Here is a 16,293-nt window from a genome sequence, read left to right on the forward strand (position 1 = left end):
GGGGGTACCCGGAGGCGTCGCGAAGCTTAGAAGCACATGGCGCAGTCCGGGTGGGGCGGCAGCGTCGCCGTGGACACGGGTGTCGGCGCGAACGGGTCGACCACCGTGAGCACCCCGGCACCAGGCTTCGGCGCGGAGACCCCGGGCGGGTCCGGCACGCCCGCCAAACGCCGCAGCGCCACCGCGGCAAAAGCAGCGCCGGCCGCGGCAGGGACGGGATCGCCCTGCACGCTCAGCGGCGCGCGCTGCTCCACCACGGGCCAGTTTGGGTCCCGGTCCAGAAGGTAGAGGCGCACGCACAAAGGGCACGGGCCAGGGCGGGCGCACACGGGGCCTACCACCACGCGCGCGTCCACCTGCGTCACTGGCAGCACCGCGCCCTGGCGCTGCCGGGTCAGCGCGGCGAGCTCGCCGAGTTGGGCAGTGGTGTTCACCGCCGCCACCGGCGCCCACTTCTCGCTGTGCAGGAGGAACTTCGACAGCGCCTCGTTGCGCGCTTGCGTGCGCACATCTAACCCGCATTCGCGCAGTCTGGCAGTCACCGCCGCCGCCAGCCGTCCATGGCCGACGAGCAGCACCTCGGGCTTGGTGGCTGGAACGAGGACCCGGTAGCTGAGCAAGTCGTCCGCGAGACTCCGGGCTGCCTCGGCGCCGATGAGCGAGGTAAGCTGCTCCACCACCCAGCCCAGCCGCCGCGGCCGCATGAGCACACCCAACAGCGCCGCGACGTCCTTCGCGTGCTCGGTGGTTACCAGGCCCGTGCGTGTGGCGTCGACGCCGAATTGCATGACGTTGTCTGCGCGCAGAAACGGGTGCGCGCCGTGGGCGAGTTTCACCCGCGTGTTGTCGTTGATCATCCCTGCATCCACCCCCGATGCGGGATCCTACAATGCATTGCCATGGCTGGCAGGCAAACACAGAAAGACTCGACGCCGTACCGCGTGATCCGCTCGGCGCGCAGGACGCGCTCGGTGCAGGCGCGGCTGGTGGGCGGAGTGGCGGAGATTCGCATCCCTGCGCACTTCACTGACGCGCAAGAGCGCGAGGCGGTGGCCGAGATGCTGGCCAAGCTCGAGCGCAAGACAAAGGCGCGCCCACGTGACGACGTCTCCTTGCGCACGCGCGCCGATTCCCTCAATAAGCACGTCCTGGACGGCCAGGCGCGCCTCGGCTCGATTAGGTGGGTGTCCAACCAGCGCTCGAGGTGGGGCTCCTGCACGGTGTCCACCGGCGACATCCGGATCAGCGACCGGTTAAAGCAGGTGCCGGACTACGTACTGGACGCGGTGATCGTGCACGAGCTAACGCACACGTTCATTCCGAACCACAGCAAAGAGTTCTACGAGTGGGCGGGCAAGGTGCCGTACGCGGAGCGCGCACGCGGCTACCTGGAGGCCTACCAGCGCTTCGGGTGAGGACCGCCCTTAAAGTTCCGTGCCGTCCTCGCGGCCGTCATCCTTGCCGTCGCCGTCTTCGCGCTTGAGCTCCGGGTTGTCGCGCAGCTCCTGCTCGAGCTTGGCAAACTCGTCGTCGAAGTCGGTGTCCGGCGCGTCGTCCAGCAGCGTGTCGATGAACGCAGCCGGGTTGTCCAGGTGCTCCGCCGACGGCAGGAAGTCCGGGTGGTTCCACACCTGGTCGCGGCGCTCGTTGCCCACGGCGGTGCCGATGCGGCGCCACAGCTCGGCGGCGTCGCGGGTGCGCGGCGCGCCCAGCTCGATGCCCACGATGTTGGCGAAGGCCTGCTCGGCGGAGCCGCCGGTGGCGCGGCGGCGCGCCCACGCCTCCGCCAGCTGCGGGGTGGACGGGATGCGCTCGCCGAGAGCCTCGGCCACCACGACGTCGACCCAACCTTCCACCAAGGCGATCAGCGTCTCCAGGCGGGAGGTGGCGCCGGCGTTGCGGGTGCCCACACGCGGGGAGAGGTCCTCGCCCTGCAAGTTCTGCAGCGCCTCCTGGATCTGCTGCGGGTCGCCGCCTTCCAAGTTGAGGTTGCGGACGATTTCCTCGATGTGGGAGGTGTCGATCTCCAAACCGGCGGCGTATTCCTCCACGGAGGAGACGATGCGCTCCACCAGCCACGGCACGTGGCGGAACAGGCGCTGGCGCGCGGCGATGTAGACCATCACTTCCTGGCCGGCCAGGTCCAATCCCTTGGAAATCTCGGTGACGTTGCGCGGCAGTATCGCGGCGGTGCCGGCGGGGGCGACGGGCAGGCCGAAGTCGGAACCGGTCAGCGCCTGCTGCGCCAGATCGCCCAGCGCGTGGCCGAGCTTCATGCCGAACTGCATGGAGTTCATCTGGTTCATCATCCCGGCCATCGGGCCCATCATCTCCCGGGCCTGTTCCGGCATGGAGTCCAGCTGGGCGCGGTTCATGTGCTCCGCAACGGGGTTGACCAGTCGCTTCCACATCGGCATGGTCTGGTTCAGCCACTGCTCGGCGTTCCACGCCTCGGCTTTAGCCCCGCTTGCGGGCAGGTCCGTGGCTTCGTCCAACCACAGTTCCACTAAGCGCAGGGATTCCTCCGCCGCGCGGGTGTCCGCCTCGGAGACCGGGCTTGCACCGGCGATGCGCTGGCGCGCCATGCGCGCGGCCAGCTCAAAGTTCACCGCGTCGCCCGACGCCTGGGCGTTCATGGACGAGCCCATGCCGGAGAGCATCTGGCCCAGCTGGTTAAACATGTCGCCTAAGCCGCCCCCGCCGGGCTGGCCCCCGCCGAAGCCGAATGCGGCAAAGGGGTTGTTCGCGTCGCCGCGGCCGTTTCCGTCGCCGCCCCGATTGTTGCCGTCGCCTTCGCCGTCATCGTTCGAGTCGTTAGGAAAGGAAAAGCCGAATCCGTTAGTCATGCCAGCCAGAATACAGTCAGCCCGCGAACACATGGGTTCGCTGAGAGCCAGCAACAGTGTCAAGCGCCTCCTGCGCTAGAATCTGCGCCCATGTCCAAAGCGCGTGAAGCTCGGAACCGGCGGTGGTCGACCCTGGTCTGGGGGTCCATCCCCGTCGTGCTGTTGGCAGGTGCACTGACCGCGGACCACATCCCGGGCACCGATATCCGCCTGACCGTGCCGTACGCGGCGGAGGGGCCGGGGCCTACCTTTGACACGCTCGGCGAGGTCGGAGGCGAGCCTGTCGTGGACATCGAGGGCGCGGAGACGCTGGACACCGGCGGCAAGTTGAACATGACCACCGTGTCTGTGCGCACGAACATGACGCTCGGCCAGGCGCTGGGGCGTTGGGTTGCCACGGACGACACGATCGTGCCGGTGGAGCAGATCATGCCGCCGGATTTGGACGAGGATCAGGTGCGCGAGGTCAACCAGCAGGCGTTTGTCGCCTCCGAGGCGTCCGCGACGGTGGCGGCCATGCACTACCTGAACCGTCCCACCACGGTGGTGGTGCACGACGTGATGGAAGGCGGCGCCTCCGAGGGGGTGCTGCAGCCGGAGGACCTGATCACCGCCGTCGCGGGCGAAAAGGTGGAAACGCCGCAGGAAGTCCAGGATGCTGTGCGCGCCAAGACCCCCGGCGAGACCATCGAAATCGCCGTGGAGCGCGACGGTGAAAAGCGCACCGAGTCGGTGGAGCTGGGGGAGAACCCGCACGAGAAGGGCCAGCCCATGCTGGGCATCCTCATGACTTCCGAGCCGGCCGGCGGCATCAGCGTGAACTACAACCTCAACGACATCGGCGGGCCGAGCGCGGGCATGATGTTCTCGCTCGCCGTCATTGACAAGCTCACCCCGGGCGCGCTCAACGGCGGCAAGTTTGTCGCGGGCACCGGCACGATCAACGAGGACGGCGAGGTCGGCCCCATCGGCGGCATCACCCACAAGATCCGTGCCGCAGAGGACGACGGCGCGGAACTCTTCTTGGCGCCCGCCGGCAACTGCGACGCCGTCAAACGCGTGGACACAGAGCACATGACGGTGGCGAAGGTGGACAACCTCACCGAGGCCGTCGAGGCGATGGAGGATTTCGCCGCGGGCCGCGACGTTCCCTCCTGCGAGTAGTTACTGCTTGGCCAGCCCCAAGTCGTAGATGCGCTGGCGCGGATCATCCTGGTCGGTGGAGATCAGCTGCTGCATCACCTGACCGGCCTCGTTGTCCACCACGGTGATGATCGCGGAGGTGCCGAGCGTGGACCAGCCCACCACACGGTCGCCGTTGTCTTCCACCACGCGCGAGGAGCGCAGTTCGGTTAGAAGCTGCGTCGTCGAGGCGGCCTTGGAGTCGGAGTCGAAGAATTGGAACTGGCCGATGCCCTCGCCGGAGCAGTCGAAGGAGCCGCTCAAACCGCCCGCCGCGCAGTCGTCGAACTGGTCGAAGAACTCTTCCGGGGCCAATGTGGAGAAGCGCTCGCGCACTTCCGCCAGCGCGTCAGCTTCCTGCTTCTTTCCGCTTGTCGACGTCGCATCCGCCGTGCCCGCAGCAGTCTTCTTCGACGAGGACGCAGACGACGCTGACGACGCAGAGGATGCTGCGGACGTAGCCGAAGAGGCCGACGCGGCAGAGGTGGAGCGCTGCGTCGACGTCACCGTCGCCGAGTCAGTCTCGGTGCCCGCGCCGGTTTCGGTGTCAGTGGGCTCCTGCTCGCTCGGCGGCGTCTCCGTGGAGGTGATCTCCGGCGCGCGGGTATCGGGATCCTCGGAGTCGGAATCGTTAGAGCACGCCGTTAGCGTGAGCGCTGCGGCGGTGGCGCAGGCGATGAGGGATGCGGACCGGGACCAGGGGCGGGAAGTAGACACAACTGACATCCTAAACCAGCTCGTCCGGGTCCTGCTCGAGGCCGTAGCGCAGCGCCGCCACTACACCTGGGGCTACGCCGGGCCCGCCGCGCAGCTCGATGTCGTCCTGGGCGAACGCGCCGCGCTCTTCTAGCTCCTGATCGGTCAGGCGCAGCTGAAGCAGCGTCTGTTCGATGTCCTCTTCGCGCAGTACGCCGGAGAACAGGCGCGCCGGGCGCGGCTCGGCGGCCTCGCCGGCGGAGGCGTCCTTGAACACGATCTCCTGGGCCAAGATCACGCCCTGCACGTCGCGCGGCCAGGCGATGCGGGAGACGTACTCGCCCAGTTCCTCGGAGCCGGGCAGGATGTGCTCCGGGAGGTCTTGGACCACCAGTGTTAACGGGGAAGAGTCGTCGAGGTGGCCCAGCTCGTCGACAAGCAACTGCGTGGGCACCAGGCCGAACAGTGTCGGGGGAGCGTCCCACCCCTCCGCGTGGACGAACTCGACGGCCTCCATCATGGCCTTATTTAATGCTTGCTGTTCGCGCACGGGAACCCTCCGGGCAAGTTTGACGTTGGATTATTTAAGCTTGAAGCTTATCTGCGTTGCACACACTAATTCCTAAGGAGCAGGCTTGGCTACCCGCCTCAATCGGCCACAACCACGCGCCAAGAAACCGAACACGGGATTGATGACCACCATCGGTGTCTTGGGCCTCATTCTTGTCCTCTTGCCAATGGCAGTCGGGCTGTACACCGACTTCCTGTGGTTCGGGGAGGTGGACTTTAGGGGCGTGTTCAACCGCGTGATCCTGGTCCGCGTGGTGCTGTTTATCATCTTTGCGCTGATCGGCGGCGCGATCACTTGGATTGCCGCCCGGCTGGCGTGGCGCGGCAGGCCCCAGGAGCAGGCCGCGCCGTTCGACCAGGCTGCGCAGTACCGCCAGCAGGTGCAGCGGTCCGTTCGCGGCATGCTGGTGTGGGTGCCGGTTGTCGTCGCCATCCTGTCCGGCCTGGCCGGCCAGCGCATGTGGCGCGTGTTCATGCTCTGGTTCAACGGCGGCGAGTTCGGCTCCACCGACGCGCAGTTTGGCAAGGACCTGGGCTTCTACGCGTTTACCCTGCCCGGCATTTCCGCGGTGGTGGACACGCTTTCCATGCTGCTTTTGGTGGCGTTTTTGGTTGCAGCCGTAGGCCACTACCTGCTGGGCGGCATCCGCATTGGCAACAAGGTCTCCGGCATCTCCGGCCACATCAGTAAGGACGCGCGCATCCAGCTCGCCGTCACCGCTGGCCTGTGGATGCTGCTGAAGGCTGTGAGCTACTGGCTGGAGCGCTACTACCTGCTCTACAGCGAAAACGACATCTTCACAGGTGCGTCCTACACCACCGTCAACGCGATGCTGCCGGCGAAGATCATCCTCACCGTCATTGCAGTTGTGGTGGCCGCGGCGTTCTTCGCCTCCATCGTCTACCGCGACTTCCGCATCCCCGTGCTGGCCACCGTGCTCATGCTGCTGTCGTCTCTGGTGGTGGGCAACGTCTGGCCCGCGCTGATGGAGCAGTTCTCCGTCAAGCCCAACCGCCAGGCCAAGGAGTACGAGTACATCGGCCGCAACATCGAGGCCACCCGCGAGGCGTACGGGCTTACCGACGACAACGTGACCTACCTGGACAACTGGGGCGCCGGCAACACCTCCAACTCCGATGTCGCCTCCGACGCGGCTACGATTTCCAACCTGCGCCTTCTGGACCCGGAGATCATCTCCCCGACGTTTACCCAGAACCAGCAGCTGCGTAACTTCTACGGCTTTCCGGACCAGCTGGCCATGGACCGCTACCAGGTCGACGGCGAGATGCGCGACTACGTGGTGGCCGCGCGTGAGATGAACCCGAACGCGCTGAGTGAAAACCAGCTCGACTGGATTAACCGCCACACGGTGTACACCCACGGCAACGGCTTTGTGGCCGCGCAGGCCAACACCGTGGACGAGGCGGCGCAGGACGCCGGCTCCACCCGCGGCGGCCTGCCCATCTTCACGGTGTCCGACCTGCAGTCCAACGCCGCCGCCAAGGCCTCCGAGGACGCAGAAGAGCTGGGCATCAAGGTCGACGAGCCGCGCATTTACTACGGACCCGTCATCGCTTCTGCCAAGGACGGCCTGGACTACGCCATTGTGGGCGAGACCGGCCAGGGCCCGGTGGAGTACGACACGGATAACTCCACCTACACCTACGACGGCAAGGGCGGCGTGGACATCGGCAACATCTTCAACCGCCTCGCCTACACGGTGAAATACCAGGAGCTGAACTTCCTGCTGTCCGACCGCGTCGGCGGCGACTCGAAGGTGCTCTACGACCGCGACCCGCGCACCCGCGTGGAGAAGGTCGCTCCGTGGCTGACCACGGACTCCAAGACCTACCCGGCGGTGATTGACGGCCGCGTGAAGTGGATCGTGGACGGCTACACCACGCTGTCCCAGCTGCCGTACTCCACGCGCAACTCCCTGCAGGACACCACGCAGGATGCGCTGAACCCGGACGGCACCACCCAGCGTTTGATCACGGACAACGTGGGCTACATCCGCAACTCCGTCAAGGCCACCGTGGACGCCTACGACGGCTCCGTGGAGCTCTACGCCTTCGACGAATCCGACCCGGTGCTCAAGGCATGGCAGGGCATCTTCCCGGACACGGTGCGCCCGGCGTCCGACATCTCGGATTCTCTGCGTGAGCACCTGCGCTACCCGGAGGACCTGTTCAAGGTGCAGCGCGACCTTTTGGCGCGCTACCACGTGGATGACCCGGGAGTGTTCTTCAACAACGACGCCTTCTGGTCCGTGCCGAACGACCCGACCGCGCCGGAGGGCCGCGGCCAGCTAAACCAGCCGCCGTACTACGTCGTGGCGGCGGACCCGGAGACGGACAAGCCGTCGTTCCAGCTGATTACCCCGTTCCGCGGCCTGAACCGCGAGTTCCTGTCCGCGCACATGGCGGTGTCCTCCGACCCGGAGACGTACGGCGACATCACCGTGCGCGTGCTGCCGACGAACAAGCAGACCCAGGGCCCGAAGCAGGCGCAGGACGCCCTGATGTCCTCCGACCAGGTCGCCCGCGACCGCACGCTGTGGGAGGGCACCAACGACCTGAAGAACGGCAACCTGCTCACCCTGCCGGTGGGCGGCGGCGAGATCCTCTACGTGGAGCCGATCTACTCGCAGCGCAAGGACCAGGAATCGGCCTTCCCGAAGCTGCTTCGCGTGCTGGTATTCTACCGTGGCCAGGTGGGCTACGCGCCGACGATCTCCCAGGCGCTCGACCAGGTGGGCATCCACTCGGAGGCCGCCCAGGACATCGAGGTTGTGGACGAGAACGCCGGCGGCGACGCCAAGCCGGAAGGTGAGAACCAGGAGGCGAAGCCAGAAGGCGACGCCCAGCCGGAGGGCAGCGAGGACGCTCCGCAGGTGAACAAGGACGAGGCGATGAACAACATCAACGACGCCCTGCGCAACCTGGAGAGCGCACGCGACGGCTCCTTCGAGGAGTACGGCCGCGCACTCGACCGCCTGGATCGCGCGGTGGAGGAGTACCAGCGGGCCCAGTAAGCACGATCTGCGCACGCGCGCCACTCGAGCACAAAAACGATAGCGCCAAACCTCCTTTGAGCAGGAGGTTTGGCGCTATTAGTTGGTGTATGTATAGTAACTCCACGTTGCCGGTTAAGGCGACAGGCGATAATCACATAAACGCCCGACGCGGGGTGGAGCAGCTCGGTAGCTCGCTGGGCTCATAACCCAGAGGTCGTTGGTTCGAATCCAGCCCCCGCTACTAAGTGCCTGGTCAGAGGATACTTCCTCTGGCCAGGTTTTCTTTTTGCGAGACACCGTCTCGATAAACGTCCCTATAGCTGCACGGGTTCTGTACAGCGTCTCGCTAGAGCAGATTGGTACCCCGGAGCAAAAGCGTCCCGATAGCGACCTGCAGAGGCTTCGCGTGTAGGCGAGGGTGCTGCCCGACGCGGGTGCGGCACACCCCTGCTTCAGGGGGCTGCTTGGTTCACTACGGGCTGCGAAGGCCGGCATCTCCCCGGTGGGAACGACAGCAGGCGTGATGCCGACCTTCGCTCAGCACGGGTGGCGTAGGCCCTGTGCCACAAAACCACATGTGTTGATGCGTGGTGTGGATTTGCAGCCGCGTTTGCGCAGGTCGCGTTTTCAAATCCACACCACACTCACGCCGAGTGTGGATTTCACCTCATCTTGGTGACACACATCACATCAATGCGGCCACAGCTGAAGAAAGGCCCATTTCTATGAATAAAAAGGGGCCTTTCTTTATATATAGGACACACGCTAGCTGTCTGAGCTCTGTCCACCCTGTTTCGTCGTGCGCTTGGTGGTTTTCTTCGCGGCGTCCTTCTTGTAGCGCTTCGCTGCACCACGCTTGCGGGCCTCGGATCGCGCCTTTGCACCGGCGTTGTACTCCCGCAGTGCCTCTAACACGTCGTTGTCCTTGGCAATGTCCTTGGATTCATCCCACGAAGCCTGCACGTCGGCAATCTCTTGCATCACGCCATCGCGAAACGACGCTGCGGCAGTCAAGAACGCATCGTGCTCAGCGCCTTCGTAGTCCTTGTCATCGTCGGATTCGATGATCGTGGACGGAGAGTCGTAGAGGTACTCCAACAACATCGGCAGGTTGTCGCGGTGCTTTTTCCACATTGCTGTGTACTCGTTCTTACGCTCACGCGAGACGTTCTTTCGAGACTTGACTGCCTGTTGAGCCTTGTTGATGATCGCTTCAATCTGCTCAGGCGTGAGCTTGTCGAAGTCAATATCAGGCGTACCCGGGTTGTCGGGAGTGTTTGCTGAGTCTGTCATATGTGCACTGTAAACCAGTTTCCGTGCTGTTGTGCACATATCCGCACCAAAAGGTGCGGACGAGTGTGGGCGTGGCTGATGTAAGCCAACCCCCGACACTCGTGTGAGGAGACATCATGGAGCAGCAACCCATTTCGACCCCCGGCGATGTGATCGCCTTAATCCCCGGCTTACTCGGGTTTTACCCACAAGAATCACTGGTGGTGCTGTGCTTCAACCGCGACGGCGGCTATGTGGAGACCGGCCCTGCAATGCGCCTTGACCTCGACCAGGTCACAGAGGACGCATTTGGTGAGCGCTTTGCACGCATCACCGGCGACTACAACGTGGTGCTCGGCGTCATCATCACCCGCCACCGCCACCACCCGGTCGTGCTCAACGCACTGGATCACCTGTACGTCGCCTACGTTGATGAGCTCATCGACGCCATCTGGTCTGTGCCCGATGTTGCCGAAGGCGAGCGCTACCACCTTGAGTACGGCCAGCAGCCGTCGATGGTAGATGACCCGCGCTTTTATGAAGGCGACGTCGCAAGCATCATGGCCTCGCCTGCGATGGCACAGCTTGCACAACACGGCGTGCTGCCGGAGCTCAGCCGCGATGACATGATGGGCTACTTTGCGCTCGCCACGCACCGCGCATCGCGCTACGACCAGGTTGCAGCCGACGCGAAGCTGCACGGCAGCGAGGTGCTTCACGCCTGGGCAAATGGCATCCACGACCCCGCCCGCGCGCTGGTAGCACAAGCGATGCTCACCATCGAAACAGCACAGCCTGCAATGGTTGTGCCCGCGCAGATCCCCGATCCGCTGGTGCTGCTCGACACCGACGAGCTGACAGCGTTTGTGGCGTGTCTGACCAGCAGCAAACTGCGTGACGCACTGATTACCGTCGTGCTCGACAACCCGCAGCGTGCAAGCCAGATCCTGCTTGCTGTCGCTACCTACTTCGACGGCGTTGTGCGTGCCAACGCGCTGTGCCTGTGGTCCATGCTGGCCACCAACGAAGACTTGGCAGGGCTGGCGCGTGCCGCACTCGATGCTGCGGTGGACACCGAGCCAGAGCATAGGCTGACGCGCCTGTTGGACAAGATCATGGCGCACGGGCTGAGCAGACAGCTGCTCGATAGCGCCGCTGACGGGGCGAATATGACCCTGCAGGAGCTTGGCCTATGAGCGGGCCAGCTGTGCCACAGCGGTTCTTCCCAGGCCGGATGATCGCACAGATCCCAGGCATGTTCGCCTACTTCCCGCGCGATGCCTTAGTGCTGGTCGGCCTGGACTGGCTAGACGATGCGCTACAACCCGTTGAGCTGGCGTATGTCGGCCTAGAGCAGGTGTTGCGCCAAAACTGGCAGCACGCGATGTTTCGCGACCTGCGCAGACTGCCTCACGTCTTCGCCGTGATCGTGACTCCACACCGCGAGACGCAGCAGGTCGATGACATCACCGAACACGCATATGTGGCCCAAGTGCTGGGCACCAACCTCATCGAGGCGTGCTGGCACGTGGCAGACATCGCCCACGGCGAGCCATTCTCGCTGGTGTTCGCCACACCAGGGCTATTGGGCTACGACGTGCGCAGACCACCTGTGATGTTCGGTTCGGTAGCCGACCCGGAAGACAACGACCACATGCGCCTGCTACACAACTGTGGCGTGCGCCCAGCGGCGAACCTCGCGACGTTTGCCGGCTACTGGGAGTACTCCGAGGACCTAGCAGCGCTGACAGGCGTGCACAGCAAAGCAGCCTCACAAGAGTTCGCCACCGCCAACGCCGTGGTGGATGTGGCAACCAGCGCACAGCGCAGGGCACACCGGGCGCTGATGGACCTCAACGACGGCAACGCTGATCGCGCTGTCGATCTGGTCTACGCCGCCCGTGACGTGCTGCGCAGCGCTGTGGCCAGCGAGCTCATTGAGCCGACACACTCATGCCCGCAGATTGTGCTGGTCGATGACCCGCATGAGCTTGAAGTGCTCATCGCAGCACTAAGCGTGAGCAAGATCAGCGACTGCCTGATCACCGAAGCGCTCGACCACCCGCAGCAAACCGCAGGGCTGTTGATGCACGTCGCCAAGACCACACACGGCGAAGCACGAGCGCACGCCCTGGGCATGTGGGCGCTTATCGCGCTGCAGGAGGGTATTGCCCCCTGGGCGCTGCAGGCACTGCGCCAAGCAAGCGCTGAGATGCCCTCCTACACGCCTGCACGGGTCATTGGAGAGCTGTTGCGCCAAGGACGCAGCCACGAGGTCATCTCGCGGGCTCACAGCGGCTCACAGCGCGCCTGGGCCGAGCTCTTGCTGCCACCAGATGCCATGCACTGGCGACGCACATAGGAAACCCGCCCTGGATACACCAGGGCGGGCCCGCAGCCAGGGAGCGCTAGGCGCGAAGTTCTGGGGGATGAACTTCATCGGGGGGGTGCCACGCTGCCCGAGGAGGTCAATGAGCAGGTCGCTCAACCCGGCTGCAGACATGAATGTACTGGACAACCACATACCCCGCACGACAACAGGAGAAAGACACTATGACTAGCAACAACACCAACCACCCGCAGGTCTGGGTGGGATGTTTAGCCTGCTACAACGACGGCCGTTTAGTCGGTGAATGGATCGACGCCGAGGATGCCGAGGACATCACCATCGACAGCCTGCACGACTACCTACCAGCGACGCTGCGCACGCAGGTCGAGCGAGACAGCGCGCATGACGAGCTGTGGTGCTTCGACACCAACAACATGCCCAAAAGCGGCGAAATGCAGCCTATGGACGCTGCCATGTGGGGCAGGGCGTACGTCGAACTCAGCGATGATTCGCTGTGGCCGGCCTATATGCGCTGGTGCTACGACGTGCTCGATGCATCCGAGCCGCCAGAGATAGCGCGCTTTAGGCAGGCCTACCAGGGAGAATACGGCTCGTTTGCCGACTTTGGCTGGGAGCAGTACTGCGAGCTCAAGCCCACCGAGGGCATGACCGACGAGCAGGAGCGCTACTTCGACTACGAGCAGTGGCTGCGCGACCTGGAGATGGACTACCACGTGCTTCCCACCATGAAAGTGGGGAGCGTGTGGGTCTTTGACGCGGTGGTATAGCGCTTGCACAGCTTGCTGACAGCGTATTAAATGACGGTGTACAGATTTCACTGGATCTAAGGAGCGGCGCAATGCCCAACCCTCAAGAACTCAACCGCCTGCTGCGTGACCTGCAGAACCTGCTTCCACAAATCGCTGGCGCTATCGTCGCAGTCATCACCGTCATCGTGATGATCGTGCAGGCAATCAACCCATCTCTTCCCGAGGGTGACAAACCCCAGAACCCAGGCCCCAGCATTGATAACGCTGCTCCGAAAGAAGAGTCGATGTGGGACCTGTGCGGTAGGACCTGGAACCTGCTGAGCCCGGCTGAGGTCGGCGTCAACGGCAAGACCTTCAAGAACGGAGTTGTGTCGACCGGCCGCGATGCCGCCCCATCTGGGATCGAATGCATCGTCGACAAGAAGTACAGTGCTGTTTCCTTCACTCTCACACGTGATGAACTGCACTACGTCAACGATGACGCAGAGGTAGAGGCCATCATCTACCTCAACGGTGCCGAGTCCCGTAAGTACACGCTACGTAAGGGCCAGGAGACCCAGGTCACCCTCCCACTTAATGGTGCATCCAGCTTCGCTATCTACTTCGAGGGTGGCGAAAACGATGGTAAGGGTGCCGCAGCCTACGGCTTCAAGTTCTACCGCTAACCCGTAGCCCCAGGCACGTCAGAGCAGTAACCCCGTGAGGTACGCCCTCACGGGGTTTCTGCTTTTGCTCTACACGTCCCGCGTTAGTGCAGCGTAGTTCTCGAACAACAGCTCCTGGCGCTGCCGCTCAGTCGTGAGCTTGCGCGGTGCACCAAACGCCTTGTCCACCTCGCGGTCGAGAGCGTCATGCGCCTTGATCAACGCCGGGTCCATGGCTAGCGGGTTGTAGTGATCCGCAAGTGAGCGTTCTGGGTGCCGCTCACGCGCTTCAAGTACGCCCTTACCGGCCTTAATGATGCGCTCACGCTGATCATCGGTCAGAGACGGCACCGGGAAGGTGTACCAGGTCAAGGTCGAGCTAAACCGCAGGTCAGACTTAATACGTCCTCCGATTGTCTTCAACCAGGTGATGAACATTGATGAGGAAATTAACCCAAACTGCAAACCACTCGAGTCAGGCAGCGTGAAATTCGCGTCACCGCTAATCACCTCAGGTCCAAACCGTTCAACGGTGAAGTAGCGCCGATTCATACTGACATGCCGAGGGATACATAAGTAGGGCTCAGCTGGCCTCCTCGAATTGGGCCTGAACAGGTGTGGGGTGTTGCGATACTTGAAAGCATCACCAGTCTCCTTGGCCGCCTCGCGGTACCGTCGGCTTTCCTCCACCCGATCATGCAACAGCGCAGAGCGAGCCAGATCAGCAGGATCGAAATCTTCGTCCGCCATCCACAAACACCATCGGTCCGTACCCTGCACTAACTCCTTTGCACCAACAAACTTGCGCAGGTACTTAGATGCAACAGTGTCTGCCTTGAATGCATCGATGTCCGCAGGCCCAACCAGCAATGCCGGCCCAAGCGGCATTGTCCCGAACGCGCTGCGTTGGATCACTGCAGAAAGAGGTTTCGATACCGAACGAACCGTCTCCCAGGGCCCATCTACGAGATAGCCGTTGACACCCATCGTCACAGCCACCGGCACAGCCTCACCCCCTACTGATGGGTAGTCCCACAGTTGCTGCTTCACACCACGATCACGGGTGAAGCCCACGATCACACAGTGTACCGCGGCTTTACCAGGTGCTTCAGAGTCCCAGGCGAAGGTGCGATGTGCAAACTTGATACGCCAACCATGCTCAACCAGCGGGTCAAACAGGGCGGGCACACCTTGCCCCTGCACAATCGAGTTGGTGGTCACGAACGCGAACTCGCCTTGTCGCTGCTCAAGCACCCACATCGACTTCGCATGCCAGGCGGTGACGTAGTCAAGCTCGCCAGCTGCGTAGTCGCCCCACGCAGCCTTGAGGTCTTGCCGTTGCTCAGGCGTCTTCGTCTTGTGCCCAATGAACGGCGGGTTGCCGAAGATGTACGTCATCGGCGCATCTGGCAGCGCCACAGCCCAGTCAAAGGCCAGCGCATTGCCGTGGTGAATGTGCGCCGAAATCGAAATGGGCAGGCGATCTGGCGCCATGCCGATACGCGCAGCCAGCTCGACGTTGGCCTGGTGGTCGACCAGGAACATCGCTGTCTCAGCGATGCGTGCAGGCCACCAATTCAGCTCGAAGCCATGGAACTGGCCGATGGAGAGCTTCTGTTCGAGCGAAACGTCCCAGACCATTGTCTCTTGGCCTTCGAGTTCACGGATCGCGACAATGACGTCAGTCTCGATTTTGCGCAGCTCACGGTAGGCGACAACCAAGAAGTTGCCGGACCCGCAGGCCGGGTCGCAGAAGACGTAAGAAGCCAATCTGTCCTGGAAGGTGCGCAGCTGCTTCACTCTCGCACTTGCAGTGCCTTTCAGAGCGATCAGCCTGTCAGCCTCGGCGCGGAACTCGTCCAAAAACAGCGGCTCAAGCACCTTGAGGATGTTTTTCTCGGACGTGTAGTGCTCACCGTCTGAGCGGCGGGCTTCTTTGGACTTCACCAGCTGGAACAGGGAGCCAAAGATCGCAGGGCTAATGCGCGACCAATCAAAGTGCGTCGCCACGCACAACGCCTCGTACATCTGCTCATTGAAGAACTGCGTCGGCAGGGTGTCTTCGAACAGGTGGCCGTTGACGTAGGGGAATTCCGCCAGCAGCTCAGACACATTGCGCCTGCGCTCAACAGGGGTGTTGAGCACTGCAAACAGTGCTTGCAGCTGGGCGCCTAAGTTGGCCGCGTTGCACTCTTCCTCCACAAAGCGGGTGAACATCCCCGCTTCAAACAGACCAGCGTCCTCTGCGAACAGGCAAAACAGGATGCGCGAGAGGAACGATGAGGTCTCGTAGACGGCTACGTCCTCGTCGTGCATCGTTGTTGGTGCCTCGTCACCAACTTCCTCATCCACCTCATCGCCCACCATTGCGGTGAACAAGTTGGTCATGAGCTTCGATGCCTGGACAGAGGCTTCGACCTGCTCTTGGTAGGTGACCGTGTCGTAGCCCGCCAAGAACTTCAGGTAGTCCACATGCTCAGGTAGCTCAGCCAGCGGGAACTCCACGTCGAACTTCTCGCCCGAGAGCCTGATGACGCGCAGATACTCGAAGTTGTGGCACAGGATGTAGCGGGGCATCTCGCTTTGGGTGACAGAGCCACCGGCGAGGTAATCGAGCACCTGGGTATAGGCCTTCTCTAGCGGTACACCGGGGCTTTTGGCCTCGCCAATAACCACTGAGGGCTGGAAGAGGTCAATGCGCCCCAGACCACGGCTAGAGGCCTTCTGGGCGTAGCGCTCGTAGATCGCAGTGACAGTGGCGTCGATGCCGAAGCACGAATACAACTCCTGCCAGAACGGCTGCGCGTACTGCTGCTCGACATTGGCTTGCACCACATCCGTGTTCGAGAGGATCTCGTGCCAGCGGTGGGCAAAGCCCTGCAGGTTGGACTGAATCTGCGTGCGCGAAAGGCGCGTTTCACCTTGGGTTACCACCCAAGGGAGTTTAGTGGATTGTGCAGGCATTTT

Annotated in this window: 13 protein-coding genes and 1 tRNA gene; 8 read left to right on the top strand and 6 right to left on the bottom strand. The window is 63.1% G+C overall.

All coding sequences use genetic code 11. The annotated features are described in order from the left end of the window. Window positions 1-26: 26 nt before the first annotated feature. On the bottom strand, window positions 27-869 hold the full coding sequence (locus tag CAFEL_RS02690; protein ID WP_194560886.1) for a hypothetical protein: 843 nt from the start codon (window positions 867-869) through the stop codon (window positions 27-29). Window positions 870-899: 30 nt separating this feature from the next. Between CAFEL_RS02690 and CAFEL_RS02695 the strand changes: the two genes are divergently transcribed. Further along, the gene (locus CAFEL_RS02695) at window positions 900-1,415 is read left to right on the top strand and encodes a M48 family metallopeptidase (protein ID WP_194560887.1); all 516 of its coding nucleotides are present in this window, start codon (window positions 900-902) and stop codon (window positions 1,413-1,415) included. Window positions 1,416-1,424: 9 nt separating this feature from the next. On the opposite strand, the gene CAFEL_RS02700 is transcribed toward CAFEL_RS02695, so the two are convergent. Continuing rightward, on the bottom strand, window positions 1,425-2,846 hold the full coding sequence (locus CAFEL_RS02700; protein ID WP_194560888.1) for a zinc-dependent metalloprotease: 1,422 nt from the start codon (window positions 2,844-2,846) through the stop codon (window positions 1,425-1,427). A 90-nt stretch (window positions 2,847-2,936) separates the two neighbouring features. On the opposite strand from CAFEL_RS02700, the gene CAFEL_RS02705 reads away from it, so the two are divergent. Beyond that, window positions 2,937-4,010, top strand: coding sequence for a YlbL family protein (locus CAFEL_RS02705; protein WP_194560889.1), 1,074 nt, complete (start codon window positions 2,937-2,939; stop codon window positions 4,008-4,010). Here CAFEL_RS02705 and CAFEL_RS02710 read toward each other — a convergent pair whose 3' ends face one another. Together CAFEL_RS02710 and CAFEL_RS02715 are read right to left on the bottom strand one after the other, a co-directional pair. Continuing rightward, window positions 4,011-4,745, bottom strand: a complete 735-nt coding sequence (locus tag CAFEL_RS02710; protein WP_194560890.1) for a hypothetical protein — start codon at window positions 4,743-4,745, stop codon at window positions 4,011-4,013. Window positions 4,746-4,755: 10 nt separating this feature from the next. Further along, window positions 4,756-5,244 (bottom strand): PPA1309 family protein, encoded by a 489-nt coding sequence (locus CAFEL_RS02715; protein ID WP_194560953.1) that lies wholly within the window; start codon window positions 5,242-5,244, stop codon window positions 4,756-4,758. 172 nt (window positions 5,245-5,416) lie between these two features. Here CAFEL_RS02715 and CAFEL_RS02720 point away from each other — a divergent pair, with 172 nt between their 5' ends. Both CAFEL_RS02720 and CAFEL_RS02725 read left to right on the top strand, forming a co-directional pair. Next, window positions 5,417-8,329: a UPF0182 family protein gene (locus CAFEL_RS02720; protein ID WP_394354806.1), complete on the top strand. Its 2,913-nt coding sequence runs from the start codon at window positions 5,417-5,419 to the stop codon at window positions 8,327-8,329. Window positions 8,330-8,478: 149 nt separating this feature from the next. Continuing rightward, window positions 8,479-8,552: transfer RNA gene (locus CAFEL_RS02725), tRNA-Met, on the top strand. A gap of 524 nt (window positions 8,553-9,076) precedes the next feature. Here the strand turns inward: CAFEL_RS02725 and CAFEL_RS02730 are convergent. Beyond that, window positions 9,077-9,604, bottom strand: coding sequence for a hypothetical protein (locus CAFEL_RS02730; protein WP_194560892.1), 528 nt, complete (start codon window positions 9,602-9,604; stop codon window positions 9,077-9,079). A 116-nt stretch (window positions 9,605-9,720) separates the two neighbouring features. Between CAFEL_RS02730 and CAFEL_RS02735 the strand changes: the two genes are divergently transcribed. From CAFEL_RS02735 to CAFEL_RS02750, 4 genes are all read left to right on the top strand, one after another. Then, window positions 9,721-10,779, top strand: coding sequence for a DUF4192 domain-containing protein (locus CAFEL_RS02735; RefSeq protein WP_194560893.1), 1,059 nt, complete (start codon window positions 9,721-9,723; stop codon window positions 10,777-10,779). A 38-nt stretch (window positions 10,780-10,817) separates the two neighbouring features. Next, the gene (locus CAFEL_RS02740) at window positions 10,818-11,945 is read left to right on the top strand and encodes a DUF4192 family protein (protein WP_194560894.1); all 1,128 of its coding nucleotides are present in this window, start codon (window positions 10,818-10,820) and stop codon (window positions 11,943-11,945) included. Between the two features lie 191 nt (window positions 11,946-12,136). Further along, entirely contained in the window at window positions 12,137-12,700 is a 564-nt protein-coding gene (locus CAFEL_RS02745; protein WP_194560895.1) for an antirestriction protein ArdA, read from the top strand. A gap of 71 nt (window positions 12,701-12,771) precedes the next feature. After that, window positions 12,772-13,347: a hypothetical protein gene (locus tag CAFEL_RS02750; protein ID WP_194560896.1), complete on the top strand. Its 576-nt coding sequence runs from the start codon at window positions 12,772-12,774 to the stop codon at window positions 13,345-13,347. 69 nt (window positions 13,348-13,416) lie between these two features. On the opposite strand, the gene CAFEL_RS02755 is transcribed toward CAFEL_RS02750, so the two are convergent. Then, complete coding sequence (locus CAFEL_RS02755; protein ID WP_194560897.1) at window positions 13,417-16,290, bottom strand: DNA methyltransferase; 2,874 nt, start codon at window positions 16,288-16,290, stop codon at window positions 13,417-13,419. Between the last annotated feature and the right edge of the window lie 3 nt (window positions 16,291-16,293).

The organism is Corynebacterium afermentans subsp. lipophilum, assembly GCF_030408375.1.
Lineage (GTDB): Bacteria > Actinomycetota > Actinomycetes > Mycobacteriales > Mycobacteriaceae > Corynebacterium > Corynebacterium lipophilum.

Excerpts from the sequence above, each read along its gene's own strand:
- CAFEL_RS02705 (WP_194560889.1), top strand. The coding sequence starts at position 2,937 with ATGTCCAAAGCGCGTGAAGCTCGGAACCGGCGGTGGTCGACCCTGGTC.
- CAFEL_RS02735 (WP_194560893.1), top strand. The coding sequence starts at position 9,721 with ATGGAGCAGCAACCCATTTCGACCCCCGGCGATGTGATCGCCTTAATC.
- CAFEL_RS02745 (WP_194560895.1), top strand. The coding sequence starts at position 12,137 with ATGACTAGCAACAACACCAACCACCCGCAGGTCTGGGTGGGATGTTTA.
- CAFEL_RS02695 (WP_194560887.1), top strand. The coding sequence starts at position 900 with ATGGCTGGCAGGCAAACACAGAAAGACTCGACGCCGTACCGCGTGATC.
- CAFEL_RS02740 (WP_194560894.1), top strand. The coding sequence starts at position 10,818 with ATGATCGCACAGATCCCAGGCATGTTCGCCTACTTCCCGCGCGATGCC.
- CAFEL_RS02755 (WP_194560897.1), bottom strand. The coding sequence starts at position 16,290 with ATGCCTGCACAATCCACTAAACTCCCTTGGGTGGTAACCCAAGGTGAA.
- CAFEL_RS02750 (WP_194560896.1), top strand. The coding sequence starts at position 12,772 with ATGCCCAACCCTCAAGAACTCAACCGCCTGCTGCGTGACCTGCAGAAC.
- CAFEL_RS02700 (WP_194560888.1), bottom strand. The coding sequence starts at position 2,846 with ATGACTAACGGATTCGGCTTTTCCTTTCCTAACGACTCGAACGATGAC.
- CAFEL_RS02715 (WP_194560953.1), bottom strand. The coding sequence starts at position 5,244 with ATGATGGAGGCCGTCGAGTTCGTCCACGCGGAGGGGTGGGACGCTCCC.
- CAFEL_RS02720 (WP_394354806.1), top strand. The coding sequence starts at position 5,417 with ATGACCACCATCGGTGTCTTGGGCCTCATTCTTGTCCTCTTGCCAATG.
- CAFEL_RS02730 (WP_194560892.1), bottom strand. The coding sequence starts at position 9,604 with ATGACAGACTCAGCAAACACTCCCGACAACCCGGGTACGCCTGATATT.